13 protein-coding genes are annotated in these 15,404 nt (G+C 60.2%); 11 read left to right on the forward strand and 2 right to left on the reverse strand.

The features are described from left to right. Nucleotides 1-80: 80 nt before the first annotated feature. From QRN60_RS19970 to QRN60_RS20000, 7 genes are all read left to right on the forward strand, one after another. Entirely contained in the window at nucleotides 81-3,077 is a 2,997-nt protein-coding gene (locus QRN60_RS19970; RefSeq protein ID WP_003504981.1) for a 2-oxoglutarate dehydrogenase E1 component, read from the forward strand. A gap of 53 nt (nucleotides 3,078-3,130) precedes the next feature. Next, nucleotides 3,131-4,354 (forward strand): 2-oxoglutarate dehydrogenase complex dihydrolipoyllysine-residue succinyltransferase, encoded by a 1,224-nt coding sequence (gene odhB, locus QRN60_RS19975; protein WP_129564784.1) that lies wholly within the window; start codon nucleotides 3,131-3,133, stop codon nucleotides 4,352-4,354. 22 nt (nucleotides 4,355-4,376) lie between these two features. After that, nucleotides 4,377-4,787, forward strand: a complete 411-nt coding sequence (locus tag QRN60_RS19980; RefSeq protein ID WP_284766456.1) for an MAPEG family protein — start codon at nucleotides 4,377-4,379, stop codon at nucleotides 4,785-4,787. 10 nt (nucleotides 4,788-4,797) lie between these two features. Further along, the gene (locus QRN60_RS19985) at nucleotides 4,798-5,439 is read left to right on the forward strand and encodes a LysE family translocator (protein ID WP_003504977.1); all 642 of its coding nucleotides are present in this window, start codon (nucleotides 4,798-4,800) and stop codon (nucleotides 5,437-5,439) included. 66 nt (nucleotides 5,440-5,505) lie between these two features. Then, nucleotides 5,506-6,912 carry a dihydrolipoyl dehydrogenase gene (gene lpdA / locus QRN60_RS19990; protein ID WP_060727375.1) on the forward strand — a complete coding sequence of 469 codons (1,407 nt, stop codon included), beginning with the start codon at nucleotides 5,506-5,508 and terminating at the stop codon, nucleotides 6,910-6,912. Between the two features lie 127 nt (nucleotides 6,913-7,039). Beyond that, complete coding sequence (locus tag QRN60_RS19995) at nucleotides 7,040-7,540, forward strand: cytochrome b (RefSeq protein WP_129564782.1); 501 nt, start codon at nucleotides 7,040-7,042, stop codon at nucleotides 7,538-7,540. 79 nt (nucleotides 7,541-7,619) lie between these two features. Then, the gene (locus QRN60_RS20000; RefSeq protein WP_129564781.1) at nucleotides 7,620-8,108 is read left to right on the forward strand and encodes a DUF2867 domain-containing protein; all 489 of its coding nucleotides are present in this window, start codon (nucleotides 7,620-7,622) and stop codon (nucleotides 8,106-8,108) included. Here the strand turns inward: QRN60_RS20000 and QRN60_RS20005 are convergent. After that, complete coding sequence (locus QRN60_RS20005) at nucleotides 8,092-9,192, reverse strand: TraB/GumN family protein (RefSeq protein ID WP_129564780.1); 1,101 nt, start codon at nucleotides 9,190-9,192, stop codon at nucleotides 8,092-8,094. The two genes, QRN60_RS20000 and QRN60_RS20005, sit on opposite strands and share 17 nt — an antisense overlap. Before the next feature lie 80 nt (nucleotides 9,193-9,272). After that, the gene (locus QRN60_RS20010) at nucleotides 9,273-10,220 is read right to left on the reverse strand and encodes a tyrosine recombinase XerC (RefSeq protein ID WP_080868363.1); all 948 of its coding nucleotides are present in this window, start codon (nucleotides 10,218-10,220) and stop codon (nucleotides 9,273-9,275) included. 121 nt (nucleotides 10,221-10,341) lie between these two features. Here QRN60_RS20010 and QRN60_RS20015 point away from each other — a divergent pair, with 121 nt between their 5' ends. The 4 genes from QRN60_RS20015 to atpA all read left to right on the forward strand — a co-directional run bounded on the left by QRN60_RS20015 (nucleotide 10,342) and on the right by atpA (nucleotide 15,379). After that, nucleotides 10,342-12,558 (forward strand): primosomal protein N', encoded by a 2,217-nt coding sequence (locus QRN60_RS20015; RefSeq protein ID WP_060725472.1) that lies wholly within the window; start codon nucleotides 10,342-10,344, stop codon nucleotides 12,556-12,558. Nucleotides 12,559-12,635: 77 nt separating this feature from the next. Continuing rightward, the gene (locus QRN60_RS20020) at nucleotides 12,636-13,022 is read left to right on the forward strand and encodes an AGROH133_08824 family phage infection protein (RefSeq protein ID WP_045021196.1); all 387 of its coding nucleotides are present in this window, start codon (nucleotides 12,636-12,638) and stop codon (nucleotides 13,020-13,022) included. A 261-nt stretch (nucleotides 13,023-13,283) separates the two neighbouring features. Beyond that, complete coding sequence (locus QRN60_RS20025; RefSeq protein WP_174069867.1) at nucleotides 13,284-13,850, forward strand: F0F1 ATP synthase subunit delta; 567 nt, start codon at nucleotides 13,284-13,286, stop codon at nucleotides 13,848-13,850. Beyond that, nucleotides 13,850-15,379: a F0F1 ATP synthase subunit alpha gene (gene atpA / locus QRN60_RS20030; RefSeq protein ID WP_003516747.1), complete on the forward strand. Its 1,530-nt coding sequence runs from the start codon at nucleotides 13,850-13,852 to the stop codon at nucleotides 15,377-15,379. Before QRN60_RS20025 ends, atpA begins: the two co-directional genes overlap by 1 nt. Nucleotides 15,380-15,404 lie beyond the last annotated feature (25 nt).

Here is a 15,404-nt window from a genome sequence, read left to right on the forward strand (position 1 = left end):
ACAGCAGTAATCAAAGCGGCAGGCCGGCGAACGGCCCTAACGGCATCGAGGAGGCGGACGGATAAGTCCGCAAGAACACAATGGCAAGGCAAGAAGCGAACGAGCAGTTTCAGATCACGTCGTTTCTGGACGGCGCGAATGCAGCCTATATCGAGCAGCTCTATGCCCGGTACGAAGAGGATCCCTCTTCCGTGTCGCCGGAGTGGCAGAGCTTCTTCAAGGCGTTGTCCGATAATCCGGAAGACGTGAAGAAGGCGGCCAAGGGCGCCTCCTGGAAGCGCGCCAACTGGCCGATCCCGGCCAATGGCGAACTGGTATCCGCACTGGACGGTAACTGGGCCACGGTCGAAAAGGCCATCGAGAAAAAGGTTCAGGCGAAGGCTGAAGCCAAGAGCGCCGACACCGGCAAGCCGGTCAGCGAAGCCGAAGTGCTGCAGGCGACCCGTGACAGCGTTCGCGCCATCATGATGATCCGCGCCTATCGCATGCGCGGCCACCTGCACGCCAAGCTCGATCCGCTCGGTATCGCCGTTGCGGTTGAAGATTACAACGAGCTGTCACCGAAGTCCTACGGCTTCGAGGAAAGCGACTACGACCGCAAGATTTTCATCGATAACGTTCTCGGCCTCGAATATGCGACCGTGCGCGAGATGATCGATATTCTGGAGCGCACCTACTGCTCCACCATCGGCGTTGAATTCATGCACATGTCCAGCCCGGAAGAAAAAGGCTGGATTCAGGAACGCATCGAAGGTCCGGACAAGGGCGTTGCTTTCACGGCCGAAGGCAAGAAGGCCATTCTGTCCAAGCTGGTTGAAGCCGAAGGTTACGAGCAATTCCTCGACGTGCGCTTCAAGGGCACCAAGCGTTTCGGCCTCGATGGCGGCGAATCGCTGATCCCGGCGCTGGAGCAGATCATCAAGCGCGGTGGCCAGGACGGTCTGGAAGAAGTCGTGCTCGGCATGGCCCATCGTGGCCGTCTGAACGTTCTCACCAACGTCATGGGCAAGCCGCACCGCGCCGTGTTCCACGAGTTCAAGGGCGGTTCGTTCAAGCCTGACGATGTCGAAGGTTCCGGTGACGTGAAGTACCATCTAGGTGCCTCCTCCGACCGCGAATTCGACGGCAACAAGGTTCACCTGTCGCTGACGGCCAACCCGTCGCACCTTGAAATCGTCAACCCCGTTGTCATGGGCAAGGCCCGCGCCAAGCAGGACCAGCTGGCCAAGACATGGGACGGCGACATCATTCCGCTTTCCGAACGCGCCAAGGTGCTGCCGCTGCTGCTGCACGGCGATGCCGCCTTTGCGGGTCAGGGCGTGGTTGCCGAAATTCTCGGCCTTTCCGGTCTGCGCGGCCACCGCGTTGCCGGCACCATGCACTTCATCATCAACAACCAGATCGGCTTTACGACCAACCCGGCCTTCTCGCGTTCGTCGCCCTATCCGTCCGACGTCGCCAAGATGATCGAAGCGCCGATCTTCCACGTCAACGGTGATGATCCGGAAGCGGTTACCTATGCGGCCAAGGTCGCGACCGAATACCGGATGAAGTTCCACAAGCCTGTCGTCATCGACATGTTCTGCTACCGCCGCTTCGGCCATAACGAAGGCGATGAGCCGGCGTTCACGCAGCCGAAGATGTACAAGGTCATCCGTGGCCACAAGACGGTCGCGCGCATCTATGCCGACCGCCTGATCGCGGAAGGCCTGATGAACGAAGGCGAATTCGAGAAGATGAAGGCCGACTGGCGCGCTCATCTGGAACAGGAATTCGAGGCAGGCCAGTCCTACAAGCCCAACAAGGCCGACTGGCTGGATGGCCAGTGGTCCGGCCTGCGCGCCGCCGACAATGCCGATGAGCAGCGTCGCGGCAAGACCGGCGTGCCGATGAAGCAGCTGAAGGAAATCGGCAAGAAGTTGTCGACCATTCCGGAAGGCTTCAGCGCCCACCGCACGATCCAGCGCTTCATGGAAAACCGCTCGCAGATGGTCGAGACGGGCGAAGGCATCGACTGGGCGATGGCGGAAGCGCTTGCTTTCGGTTCGCTCGTTGCCGATGGCCACAAGATTCGTCTTTCCGGTCAGGATTGCGAACGCGGCACCTTCTCGCAGCGTCACTCGGTTCTCTACGATCAGGAGACCGAAGAGCGTTATATTCCGCTCGCCAACCTTTCGCCGACGCAGGCCCGTTACGAAGTCATCAACTCGATGCTCTCGGAAGAAGCTGTCCTCGGTTTCGAATATGGCTATTCGCTTGCCCGCCCGAATGCGCTGACGCTCTGGGAAGCCCAGTTCGGCGACTTCGCCAACGGTGCGCAGGTAGTGTTCGACCAGTTCATCTCTTCGGGTGAACGCAAGTGGCTGCGCATGTCCGGTCTCGTCTGCCTTCTGCCGCATGGTTACGAAGGTCAGGGGCCGGAGCACTCTTCCGCCCGTCTGGAGCGCTGGCTGCAGATGTGCGCCGAAGACAACATGCAGGTAGCCAACTGCACGACGCCGGCCAACTACTTCCACATCCTGCGCCGTCAGGTGAAGCGCGACTTCCGCAAGCCGCTGATCCTGATGACGCCGAAGTCGCTGCTGCGTCACAAGCGCGCCACCTCTTCGCTGGCCGAGCTTGCAGGCGAGTCCTCCTTCCACCGTCTCCTGTGGGACGATGCTGAAGTCATCAAGGACGGCCCGATCAAGCTGCAGAAGGATTCGAAGATCCGCCGCGTCGTCATGTGCACGGGCAAGGTCTATTACGATCTGCTCGAGGAACGCGAAAAGCGTGGTATCGACGACATCTATCTGCTGCGTGTCGAACAGCTCTATCCGTTCCCGGCGAAGGCGCTCATCAACGAGCTTTCCCGTTTCCGCAATGCGGAGATGGTCTGGTGCCAGGAAGAACCGAAGAACATGGGTGCGTGGTCGTTCATCGATCCTTACCTGGAATGGGTTCTGGCGCATATCGACGCCAAGTACCAGAAGGTCCGTTACACGGGCCGTCCGGCTGCCGCCTCTCCGGCGACCGGCCTGATGTCCAAGCACCTGGCGCAGCTTGCTGCGTTCCTGGAAGACGCGCTGGGAGAGTGAGAACTCTCCCGCATCGCCCCGCAAAAAAGACACCTGAATAACGGAACTAGATCATGGCCACTGAAATCCGCGTACCAACCCTCGGCGAATCCGTCAGCGAAGCGACCGTAGGCACCTGGTTCAAGAAGGTCGGCGATACCGTCAAGGCCGACGAACCTCTCGTTGAACTGGAAACCGACAAGGTTACCGTTGAAGTCCCGGCGCCTGCGTCCGGCGTTCTCACCGAAATCGTTGCGCAGAACGGCGAGACCGTCGGTCTCGACGCGCTTCTCGGCCAGATCGCCGAAGGTGCCGCCGGCGCTGCAACCGCTGCACCTGCCGCAAAGCCTGCTGCGGCTGCCACACCGGCACCTGCCGCCGTTGCCGCTCCGGCAACCGGCTCCATGCCGCCGGCACCTGCCGCCGGCAAGCTGCTTGCTGAAAACAACCTGTCTGCCGATCAGGTTGACGGTTCGGGCAAGCGTGGCCAGGTTCTGAAGGGCGACGTTCTCGCTGCCGTCGCCAAGGGTGTTTCTGCACCCGCCGCTGCTCCGGTTGCCGCTGCTGCCCCCCGTCCGGTTTCGGCCGAACGGGATCAGGTTCGCGAAGAGCGCGTGAAGATGACCCGCCTGCGCCAGACGATTGCCCGTCGCCTGAAGGATGCGCAGAACACGGCCGCCATGCTGACCACCTATAACGAGGTGGACATGAGCGCCGTCATGGACCTGCGTAACCGCTACAAGGACGTGTTCGAGAAGAAGCACGGCGTCAAGCTCGGCTTCATGGGCTTCTTCACCAAGGCCGTGACCCACGCGCTGAAGGAACTGCCCGCCGTCAACGCTGAAATCGACGGCACGGACATCATCTACAAGAACTATTGTCACGTCGGCATGGCTGTCGGCACCGACAAGGGCCTCGTCGTTCCTGTCATTCGCGATGCCGACCAGCTCTCCATCGCAGGCGTTGAAAAGGAACTCGGCCGCCTCGCCAAGGCAGCGCGTGACGGTTCGCTCGGCATGGCCGACATGCAGGGCGGCACCTTCACCATCACCAATGGCGGTGTTTACGGTTCGCTGATGTCCTCGCCGATCCTCAATGCACCGCAGTCGGGCATCCTCGGCATGCACAAGATCCAGGAGCGTCCGGTCGCCATCGGCGGTCAGGTCGTCATCCGTCCGATGATGTATCTTGCGCTCTCTTACGATCACCGTATCGTTGACGGCAAGGAAGCAGTGACCTTCCTCGTTCGCGTCAAGGAAAGCCTGGAAGATCCGGAACGTCTGGTTCTCGATCTCTAAGACCAGATAGGGGAGAAGAGGGATGGAAAACCTGGCCGGCGGGAATGGACCTTTTGTGTTCCTGCTGGCGCTCAGCGTCATTCTTCTTCTCCTGCATATCTGCATTCAGGCCATGTCCGTCACGCGGGAAGTTGGTCTTGCCTGGAATGCGGGTGCGCGTGATGCGCGTCCGGACCTCAAAGGGGTCTTTGCGGGACGCGTGCAGCGCGCCTCGGATAATTTTCGGGAAACCTATCCGGCTTTCGTCGGTCTGGTTCTCGCTCTTGCGATCGCCGGCGATGCCTCCGGCTGGGGGCTGACGGGCGGCTGGATATGGACCGTGGCGCGCGTCGTCTACATCCCGCTTTATCTTGCAGGCGTTCCCTATATGCGGTCGATCGCGTGGGTCGTTTCCCTCGTCGGTCTGGTCCTCATGCTTGTCGCGCTGATCTGAGGTCGAGCTCATGCATCAATATCTCATCGAACTTGCATCCCTGATGGCGATCTTCTTTTTCGCGATCGTTTCCCCCGGCGCCGATCTCGCGATGGTCATGCGTCAGGCCATGGTGCATGGGCGCAAGCAGGCCATCATCACCAGTTTCGGTGTCGGAACGTCGTTGATGTTCCATGTCACCTATACGATCCTCGGACTTGGTCTCATCATTTCCCAGTCGATCTATCTCTTCAACATCGTCAAGTGGCTCGGCGTCGCCTATCTGATCTATATCGGCATCAAGGCGCTGCGCGCTGGCAAGACCGAACTGCCGACCGCTGCTGAAGGCGAGGTTCGGGCCAAAAGCGGCCAGACAGGGCTCAAGGCCTTCACGCTCGGCTTCGCCGCCAATGCGCTCAATCCCAAACCGGTGTTTTTCTTCCTGTCGATCTTTTCGACGGTGGTTCACGCGCATACGCCGGTCGCCATCAAATTCGGATACGGGCTCGTCATGGCGAGCTGCCTCATCCTGTGGTTCGTCGGCGTCAGCCTGTTCATGACGACGCCACGCATGCGCGCCGCATTTCAGCGCGCCAGCCAATGGATCGACCGCACCAGTGGTGTGGTGTTCATCGCTCTCGGTATAAAACTCGCAACGGAAAAAGCGGCCTGAGTTTCAGGTCAAACGCAAGCAGGGCAATGATCCGCATCTTGCCCGACATCAATCAGGAAAACGAACATGGCATATGATGTAGTTGTAATCGGCACGGGCCCCGGCGGTTATGTTTGCGCGGTCAAGGCGGCACAGCTCGGCCTCAAGGTCGCCGTCATCGAAAAGCGCGCGACCTATGGCGGCACCTGCCTCAATGTCGGCTGCATCCCGTCGAAGGCGCTGCTGCACGCGTCCGAAACCTTTGCGCATGTTGCCCATGGCGTCGATACGCTCGGTATCGAAGTTGCTGCTCCGAAGCTGAACCTTGAAAAGATGATGGGCCACAAGGACGGCGTGGTGAAGGCCAATGTCGATGGCGTTTCCTTCCTGTTCAAGAAGAACAAGATCGATGCCTTCCAAGGCACCGGCAAGGTGGTTTCCGCCGGCAAGGTCGCCGTCACCAATGACAAGGGTGAGACACAGGAAATCGAAGCCAAGAACATCGTCATCGCCACGGGTTCTGATGTTGCCGGCATTCCGGGCGTTCAGGTCGATATCGATGAAAACGTCATCGTTTCCTCCACCGGCGCGATCGCCCTTTCCAAGGTTCCGGAAAAGCTGATCGTTGTCGGCGGCGGCGTGATCGGCCTCGAGCTCGGTTCGGTCTGGTCGCGCCTCGGCGCGAAGGTCACCGTTGTTGAATATCTCGACAATATTCTCGGCGGCATGGATGGCGAAGTTTCCAAGCAGGCGCAGCGTCTGCTCGCCAAGCAGGGTCTCGATTTCAAGCTCGGCGCCAAGGTGACGGCCGTTGAAAAGACGGGCGCCGGTGCGAAGGTGGTGTTCGAGCCGGTCAAGGGCGGCGCTGCCGAAACGCTGGAAGCAAACGTCGTGCTGATCTCCACCGGCCGCAAGCCCTACACCGAAGGTCTCGGCCTTGCCGAAGCCGGTGTCGTGCTGGACAGCCGCGGTCGCGTTGAAATCGACGGCCATTACAAGACCAATGTCGACGGCATCTACGCGATCGGCGACGTGGTGAAGGGCCCGATGCTGGCGCACAAGGCGGAAGACGAGGGCGTTGCGCTCGCGGAAATTCTCGCTGGTCAGCGTGGCCATGTGAACTACGACGTCATTCCGGCAGTCGTCTATACGCAGCCCGAAATCGCTTCCGTCGGCAAGACCGAAGAAGAACTGAAGGCCGCTGGCGTCGCTTACAAGGTCGGCAAGTTCCCCTTCACCGCCAATGGCCGCGCCCGCGCCATGCAGGTGACGGATGGTTTCGTGAAGATCCTAGCTGACAAGGAAACCGACCGGGTTCTCGGCGGCCATATCGTCGGTTTCGGCGCTGGCGAAATGATCCACGAGATCACCGTGCTGATGGAATTCGGTGGTTCTTCGGAAGATCTCGGCCGCACTTGCCATGCGCATCCGACCATGTCGGAAGCGGTGAAGGAAGCAGCGCTGGCGACCTTCTTCAAGCCGATCCATATGTGATCGGTTCTGGAGCCCGCTGCTCCAACATTAAATTTCAGTCATCTGCCAAACCCCGGCTTGCCATGCAGGCCGGGGTTTTCCATACTCGCGCCATAGCCTGTCTAACCTTTTGATAAAAGGCAATAAAATGGCGTTTCAAAGTCAAGTTTCCTTTTCGGTTCCACAGCGCATCATTCACTGGGCGATGGCGCTTCTGATCTTCTTCAATCTGCTGTTTCCCGATGGTATGGAACATGCCTATCGGCTGATGCGGCGGGGCGAGACACTGACGCCGGAGCAGATTTCTTCAGCCAATATTCACGCCTATGTCGGTTTTGCCGTGCTGTTTCTTGCGGTTTTGCGCCTCTGTCTGCGCTTCTTCCAAGGCGTGCCGCCGCATCCCGCCGAAGAACCGCGACCGTTTCAGATCGCCGCGAAGGTGGCGCATTTCACCTTCTATGCCCTGTTTCTCGTTCTGCCCCTGTCAGGTATCGCCGCTTATTATTTCGGTGCGCAGTCGGCCGGGCAATTGCATTCCGGTCCCTTCAAGGCGCTGATGTGGGTGTTGATCGCCGGTCACGTCGGCGCCGATCTGGTTCATCAGTTCTACTGGCGCACCAATGTCCTGAAGCGCATGACGCACGGCTAAGCGGCGGTTTGTCGCGTTCCCGGTTCCTTGGAAAAAGAGGAAGGTGGCCCTTGTCGCATGGTGCGGCCGGGGTTCAGGAATGCAGGTTATCGAAGACATATTGCCGGGCGCAGACTGGCGGGATCGCTATCAGGGAGAGATGGTGACGCCGGAGCCGTCCTCTCTCGATGTAAGCAGGCTCCTTCTCGATCATCCTCCAGCGTGGATCAGCAGCCTTATGGCGCTTCGAAACCGTGTCGTATCGCTTTTCGGTTTAAGAACGGTCGAACTGGCGGCTGGCACGTCGGCGGGCGGTTTTCCCGTTCTTTCTTCCACCCAGGAGCGGACAGTGCTTGGCTTCGACGACCGCCATCTCGATTTCCGGATCGTTGTTGATCTTGAAGAGAAGGGGAACGGCCAGATGGTAATTGTCACCACCATCGTCAGGCGCAAGAACCTGTTTGGGCGGCTCTATCTTCTTGTCGTCGGGCCGTTTCACCGCCGCATCGTACCAGCGACGATGCGGCCCTTCTGCTCCAATGTCCGGCCCGTCAGCATCGGGCGTGAGCGGGTCAGTCAACCCGCGTGAGGGTGAAACCCTGGGCGCGCAGAAGTTCGACGACGCCTTCCTCACCGGGCAGATGCAGCGCGCCGACGGCCATGAAGACATTGCCCTTGGCAAGCTCGGGGGCCGCCCGTTCCGCCATGACGTGGTTGCGGTCGGTGATGATGCGCTGTTCGAAGGCGGCATAGCCCTGTTCGTTTTCAGCCGCGGCCTTCTTGGGATCGAGGCTTTTCAGCATGGGCATGGTCATGCCGATATCGCCGGCGACGTAAAGATCGGTCATGGTCGTCATCACGTCATCCATGCGCTCCCCGAGCTCAAGCGTTTCGATCAGCGCCTGAAGATGAAATTCCATCGGCAGTTCGGACATGGCCGTCAGCTGCTCGACCATGGTTTCCAGCCCGACAAGGCGCTTGCCGTCCGCAATCGCATCTTCGGCCAGCTTCTTGTCCAGAAAGGAGAGGCCGGTCGCCTTGCGGGCGAATTCGCAGGCGGGAAGGGCGACGAAGCTCGAAAGCATCCACGGCTTCATCCGCGAAACGGCATTCAGCGGGATGCCGCGTTCCTTGAGGCCTTTTTCGAGGCGGGCGACATTATCGGGCGACAGAATGTCGGTGATCGATTTGCCATCCAGAAACATGGTGAGCTCAGGCTTGCTCAGCAACGAGGTCGCGACCTTCTTGTCGTCGACGATTTCGTCCGACTCCACGATGACAATCGCGGCTTTTTCAAAGGCGGGGCTGGCGGCGGCAGGCATTTCGAGAACACGCGGATCGGTGACATGCATGGTGCCGAGAAGATAGGACGGGGCCATGCCTGCCTTTTCGATGCGCCAGAAATTGCCCTTGCCGTTCGGGATGGAGGCCGCTTCCTGTTCGATCTTTGCGAAGGCCTGCGGATCGGTCTTGCGCATTTCCACGAGAATGTCATTGCCCGTGCACGTGATCTGCTGCTGCTCTGCGGCTTCCGCTTGCCCCAGCGAAAACAGGGTCATGAGCAGGATTGCAACGGCTGTGACATGCAGGGCCGCAAGCAGCCAGAGCAGGGCATCGCCGGTCTTGCCCATCAGGGTGGCGGTGAGATTTTGTGGTCTTATCAGGCTGTGCATCGGTCCAATCCGGTTGTCCTTCGCTTATAGAACGGCGGCTTGGACGTCTGGTTAATGATTATGGTTAACCATTTCCTGCTTCATGCGCGCGGGTGGGCATTGTCGTAGATTTCCAGCAATCTTGCGGTATCGACACCGGTATAGACCTGTGTGGTGGAAAGGCTGGCGTGGCCGAGCAGTTCCTGAATGGTGCGCAAATCCCCACCGCCGGCCAGAAGATGGGTGGCGAAGGAATGGCGCAGCGCATGTGGCGTGGCGTTCTCCGGCAGGCCGAAAGCGCCGCGCAGCTTCTGCATTTCCCGCTGGATGATGGCGGGTTGCAGCTTGCCGCCGCGTGCGCCAAGGAAGAGGGGCTCATTCGCCGACAGGGTATAGGGGCAGAGCTTCTTGTAGGCGTCGACCGCTTCCGTCACCACCGCCAGCAGGGGCACGATCCGCGTCTTGTTGCCCTTGCCGGTAATGCGCAGGCTGCGGGCACCGGGTGGGAAATCAGATGGCGTAAGACCCAGCGCCTCGGAAATGCGCAGGCCGCAGCCATAAAGCAGTGAGAGGACTGCCGCGTTGCGGGCGGCGATCCAGGGCTCTTCGTTCAATTGCGCCTCGGCAGTGGTGATTTTCAGCGCCTGCCGGTCGGTCAGCGGTTTCGGCAGGGATTTCGGCTGTTTTGGCGCGCGCATGGCAGTCGCGCCAGCCGCGTTGACGAGGCCATTTTTCTGCAGGTGGTGCAGCAGGGAGCGCAAGCCGGCCAGATGCCGGCCGAGCGATCGCGCGCCCGCACCCTCCTTGCGCCTGTTGGCCAGAAAGGCGCGAAGGTCCACCGGACGCAGATCGGCTATGTCGCTTATAGCCGCGGGCTTGCCGATGTAACCGGTGAGGAAAGTCAGGAACTGGCGGGTGTCGCGTTCATAGGCTTCGACGGTATTGTCCGAAAGCCGTCGTTCGCCGGCAAGGGCGGCGAGCCAGGACTGACGCTCGTTCAGGAGATCAGGTTCAGCAAATGTCAGGATTTCGGTCACGTGGCGCTCCATTCCATGTCCCGAAACTATGCGCTTATGATCAGCATTTGGTTAAGAGGTGGACTTTGCAAGGCGTGCCCACTACATCCGGGCGGTTTCCTTTTTCCTGTCGTCGGGGCATGGTCGCCACATCATGGCAAAAGATTCGTCCGATCTGTTTGGGGCTCTGTTCGACCCGCCGTCGCCCACGCGCACGGTGCCCGTTCTCGTGCCCATGCCGGCGCCCGGGCCCTACAGCTACGCCGTGCCTGAGGATATGGTGGTGGAAACCGGTTCCGTCGTTCAGGTGCCGCTTGGTCCCCGGCAGGTCTTCGGCGTGGTGTGGGACGATGCCGGCGAAAAGGGCGTTGATCCGAAGAAGCTGCGGCCCATCACCAAGAGTTTTGAATGCCCGCCGCTGAAGGCGGAGATGCGCCGCTTCATTGACTGGGTTGCCGCCTATACGCTTTCTCCGCCCGGCCTGGTGGCTCGCATGGCGCTGCGTGCGCCCGCCGCCTTCGATCCCGAACCGATGATCGAGGGGTTGCGGCTGACCGAAGGCAGGCCGGAGCGCCTTACCCCCGCCCGCGAGCGGGTGATGGAGCTGGCGGCCGAAGGACACGGCTGGACGAAGAGCGGGCTTGCCCATGCCGCCGGTGTCTCGACCAGCGTCATCGATGGCCTTGTCAAACAGGGCGTGTTTGAAACGGTTTTTCTGCCGGCGCCGCCTGTCGTCGCCGAGCCCGACCCTGACTATGTCGAGCCGCGCCTGGAAGGCCCGCAGAAACAGGCCGCGTCGGAGATACTGGAAGATGTGCGCAAGGGTGGTTTTCACGTCTCGCTCATCGATGGCGTGACCGGTTCGGGCAAGACCGAGGTCTATTTCGAGGCGGTGGCCGAGACGCTGAAGCAGGGCAAGCAGGTCCTCATCCTGTTACCGGAAATTGCTCTGACGGCAGCCTTTCTCGAGCGGTTTCAGGACCGCTTCGGCGCAAAGCCGGCGGAATGGCATTCGGACCTGTCACCGCGCATGCGTGAAAAGGTCTGGCGGCAGGCCGTCACTGGTGAAGTGAAGGTGGTGGCCGGTGCGCGTTCGGCGCTTTTCCTGCCTTTCGACAATCTCGGTCTCATCATTGTCGATGAAGAGCACGACCCGGCCTACAAGCAGGAAGACCGCGTCTTTTATAATGCACGCGATATGGCCGTCGTCAGGGCGCGGATCGCCGAGTTCCCGGTCGTGCTGGTCTCGGCCACGCCTTCGGTGGAAAGTCAGGTCAACGGCAGTTCGGGACGTTATAACACCATTCACCTGCATACGCGTTTCGGCGATGCGGCGATGCCGGACCTGCATCTTGTCGATATGCGCCGCCATCCGCCGGAAAGGGGAGGGTTTCTCTCACCCGTCCTACTGCGTGGTATCGGCAAGACGATCGAAAAGGGCGAGCAGGCGTTGCTGTTCCTCAATCGCCGTGGTTATGCGCCGCTGACGCTCTGCCGCGTCTGCGGCCACCGTTTCCAGTGCCCGCAATGCTCCAGCTGGCTGGTGGAGCACCGCTTCCGCAATCAATTGCAGTGCCACCAGTGCGGCCATAGCGAGCCGACGCCCGATCATTGCCCGGAATGCGGCACCTTCGATCATCTGGTGGCCTGCGGTCCCGGCGTGGAGCGCATTGCCGAGGAGGTGGAGAAACATTTCCCCGAGGCTCGCACAATCGTGCTCTCGTCCGATCTCATGGGCGTCAAGAGGTTGCGTCTGGAGCTGGAGGCCATCGTCAAGGGCGAGGCGGATATTGTCATCGGCACGCAGCTCGTCGCCAAGGGGCACAACTTTCCCCTTATGACGCTCGTCGGCATTGTCGACGCCGATCTTGGCCTTGCCAATGGCGATCCGCGTGCGGCGGAGCGAACCTTCCAGCTGCTTTCACAGGTCACCGGCCGCGCCGGACGTACGGGTTTGAAAAGCCACGGCCTGTTGCAGACCTATCAACCGCAGCATCCCGTCATGCAGGCCATCGTTTCTGGCGATGCCTCGGCCTTCTACGAACGGGAGATCGTGGAGCGGGAAAAGGCTGTTCTGCCGCCGTTCGGGCGCCTTGCCTCGATCATCGTTTCCGCCGATACGCGCGGGGAAGCGGAAACCCATGCACGTGGCTTGAGGGCCGCGGCCCCCCAGGTTACCGGCATCATGCTGCTCGGCCCGGCAGAAGCGCCGCTCGCGCTCATCCGCGGCCGCCACCGTTTCCGCCTCCTGGTGCACGGGCGGCGCAATTCCGACATGCAGTCTTTTCTTCGTACATTGCTGGCCAATGGTCCGAAGGAGCGGGGCAGCGTGCATGTGCAGCTCGATATCGATCCGCAAAGTTTCCTTTGAACTTCGCCGACGAGGCGTTTTCCCGCTGTCATGACCGTGTCATAACGCAGCAGGCAAAAAACGATTTGGGGAACGAGATGGAGTTTTATTTTCCCGCCGAATTCGGCGAGCAGCTGGCCTTCGGCGCGGCGGTGGTGTCGGCCGTGATTGGCCTCTTCTTCATGTTTGCGCCGGGCCTTACCCTGCGCGCTTTCGGTCTGCAGGCGATCGGCGAGCGTCGTGATGGCTACGCGCTTGTGCGCTCATCGCTTGCCGGCTTCTATCTCGGCCTCGGCGCTGCCGCACTGCTTCTGGCGCAGCCCATGGTCTATCTCGCTTTCGGCGCGGCCTTCGGTCTCAGCGTGTTCGGCGGCATTCTCTCCATTCTCTCCGATGGAGGCGCAACGGTGCGGAATTTCATACTTCTGGTTGTGCACCTTCTGTTGTCTGCACTGTCGTTGAGCTACGTGTTCGGACTAGTCTGAGGCGGGCTTTTTGGCTTTTGTGCCGCACCTGCGGCGCATCCTGGGCGGAATCGGAAAATTTAAACGCATTCCCCCTTGCCCAAACGGCGCTTTCCGCTATTACGCGTGTTGCGAGTCCCGGCGTCCTATGCTAGACGGACCGCGAAATTGGGAAAAGGCAGGGGGGAATTCCGGTCTTTTTCGGGGAAATTGAAACGATTTCAAGAATTTGATGCGGAGGATCCCCCTCGCTGATGTTCTTGGACGATTAGCAGGGAAAAAGTGCCCGTGGCAGATACCTCCCATGGAACATCCGGTGTAGCCGAAAGGTATGCATCGTCGCTTTTCGAGCTTGCTTTGGAAGCGGGTGCGGTCGAGGCAGTTGGAGCCGATCTGGACAGGTTCGGCGCACTTCTCGATGAAAGTGACGATTTGAAGCGTCTGGTTGCGAGCCCGGTGTTTTCCGCCGAGGATCAGTTCAAGGCAATCACCGCAATCTGCGAGAAGGCCGGTCTTGCCGGTCTTGCTGTCAATTTCCTCAAGGTCGTTGCGAATAACCGCCGTCTGTTTGCCGTTCCCGGCATGATCCGCGCCTATCGCTCCATTGCTGCTGCCCATCGCGGCGAAATTACCGCCGAGGTCACCTCGGCACATGCGCTCGACGAAGCGCAAGAAACTGAACTGAAGGCGGCGCTGAAGAGCGTTACCGGCAAGGATGTGACGGTTTCCGTTACCGTTGATCCTTCGATCCTCGGTGGCCTGATCGTCAAGGTTGGTTCTCGCCAGATCGATACGTCTCTTCGCACCAAACTTTCCACCCTTAAGCTTGCACTGAAAGAGGTTGGCTGATGGATATCCGCGCCGCGGAAATTTCCGCAATTCTGAAAGATCAAATCAAAAATTTCGGCAACGAGGCGGAAGTCTCGGAAGTCGGTCAGGTGCTTTCCGTCGGTGACGGTATCGCCCGCGTCTATGGTCTCGACAATGTTCAGGCCGGCGAAATGGTCGAGTTTCCTGGCGGCGTTCGCGGCATGGCGCTCAACCTCGAGGCCGACAACGTCGGTGTGGTTATCTTCGGTTCCGACCGTGCCATCAAGGAAGGCGACACCGTAAAGCGGACTGGCGCTATCGTTGACGTTCCGGTTGGCCCGGAACTGCTCGGCCGCGTCGTTGACGCCCTTGGCAACCCGATCGACGGCAAAGGCCCGATCAACGCCGCCAAGCGTTCGCGCGTTGACGTCAAGGCTCCCGGCATCATTCCGCGCAAGTCGGTTCATGAGCCGATGTCGACCGGCCTCAAGGCTATCGACGCCCTCATCCCGGTTGGCCGCGGCCAGCGCGAGCTCGTCATCGGCGACCGCCAGACCGGCAAGACCGCGATCATTCTCGACGCGATCCTGAACCAGAAGGCCATTCACGACAATGGTCCGGAAGGCGACAAGCTTTATTGCGTTTACGTTGCTATCGGCCAGAAGCGTTCGACCGTTGCCCAGTTCGTAAAGGTTCTGGAAGAGCGCGGCGCCCTGCAGTATTCGATCATAATTGCTGCCACGGCTTCCGACCCGGCTCCGATGCAGTATCTGGCACCGTTTGCCGGTTGCGCAATGGGCGAATACTTCCGTGATAACGGCAAGCACGCTCTCATCGGTTATGACGACCTTTCCAAGCAGGCCGTTGCTTACCGTCAGATGTCGCTTCTGCTGCGCCGTCCTCCGGGCCGCGAAGCTTATCCGGGCGACGTCTTCTACCTTCACTCCCGTCTTCTGGAGCGCGCTGCAAAGCTCTCCGACGAAATGGGTGCTGGCTCTCTGACGGCTCTGCCTGTCATCGAAACCCAGGGCAACGACGTTTCGGCCTTCATTCCGACCAACGTGATCTCGATCACCGACGGTCAGATCTTCCTTGAAACCGACCTGTTCTACCAGGGTATCCGTCCGGCCGTTAACGTCGGCCTGTCGGTTTCGCGCGTTGGCTCTGCCGCCCAGATCAAGGCGATGAAGCAGGTCGCCGGTTCGATCAAGGGTGAACTTGCCCAGTATCGCGAAATGGCCGCCTTCGCCCAGTTCGGCTCGGACCTTGACGCTTCCACGCAGCGCCTGCTTAACCGCGGTGCCCGCCTGACCGAGCTTCTGAAGCAGCCGCAGTTCTCTCCGCTCAAGACGGAAGAGCAGGTCGCGGTGATCTTCGCCGGTGTCAACGGTTATCTCGACAAGATCCCGGTCGCGCAGGTCGGCAAGTTCGAGCAGGGTCTGCTCTCCTACCTCCGCTCGGAAGGCAAGGCGATCCTCGACACCATCCGCACGGAAAAGGCAATCAGCGACGATACCAAGAGCAAGCTCAAGGGCGCTCTTGATAGCTTCGCGAAGTCTTTCTCGTAATTAGGGCTCTTTTACTCGGACGGAT

Source organism: Agrobacterium sp. CFBP2214 (assembly GCF_030209895.1).
In the GTDB taxonomy this organism is placed as follows: Bacteria; Pseudomonadota; Alphaproteobacteria; order Rhizobiales; family Rhizobiaceae; genus Agrobacterium; species Agrobacterium radiobacter.

Excerpts from the sequence above, each read along its gene's own strand:
- QRN60_RS19985 (WP_003504977.1), top strand. The coding sequence starts at position 4,798 with ATGCATCAATATCTCATCGAACTTGCATCCCTGATGGCGATCTTCTTT.
- QRN60_RS20010 (WP_080868363.1), bottom strand. The coding sequence starts at position 10,220 with ATGGAGCGCCACGTGACCGAAATCCTGACATTTGCTGAACCTGATCTC.
- QRN60_RS19980 (WP_284766456.1), top strand. The coding sequence starts at position 4,377 with ATGGAAAACCTGGCCGGCGGGAATGGACCTTTTGTGTTCCTGCTGGCG.
- QRN60_RS20000 (WP_129564781.1), top strand. The coding sequence starts at position 7,620 with ATGCAGGTTATCGAAGACATATTGCCGGGCGCAGACTGGCGGGATCGC.
- QRN60_RS20015 (WP_060725472.1), top strand. The coding sequence starts at position 10,342 with ATGGCAAAAGATTCGTCCGATCTGTTTGGGGCTCTGTTCGACCCGCCG.
- QRN60_RS19970 (WP_003504981.1), top strand. The coding sequence starts at position 81 with ATGGCAAGGCAAGAAGCGAACGAGCAGTTTCAGATCACGTCGTTTCTG.
- QRN60_RS20005 (WP_129564780.1), bottom strand. The coding sequence starts at position 9,192 with ATGCACAGCCTGATAAGACCACAAAATCTCACCGCCACCCTGATGGGC.
- lpdA (WP_060727375.1), top strand. The coding sequence starts at position 5,506 with ATGGCATATGATGTAGTTGTAATCGGCACGGGCCCCGGCGGTTATGTT.
- QRN60_RS19995 (WP_129564782.1), top strand. The coding sequence starts at position 7,040 with ATGGCGTTTCAAAGTCAAGTTTCCTTTTCGGTTCCACAGCGCATCATT.
- QRN60_RS20020 (WP_045021196.1), top strand. The coding sequence starts at position 12,636 with ATGGAGTTTTATTTTCCCGCCGAATTCGGCGAGCAGCTGGCCTTCGGC.
- atpA (WP_003516747.1), top strand. The coding sequence starts at position 13,850 with ATGGATATCCGCGCCGCGGAAATTTCCGCAATTCTGAAAGATCAAATC.
- odhB (WP_129564784.1), top strand. The coding sequence starts at position 3,131 with ATGGCCACTGAAATCCGCGTACCAACCCTCGGCGAATCCGTCAGCGAA.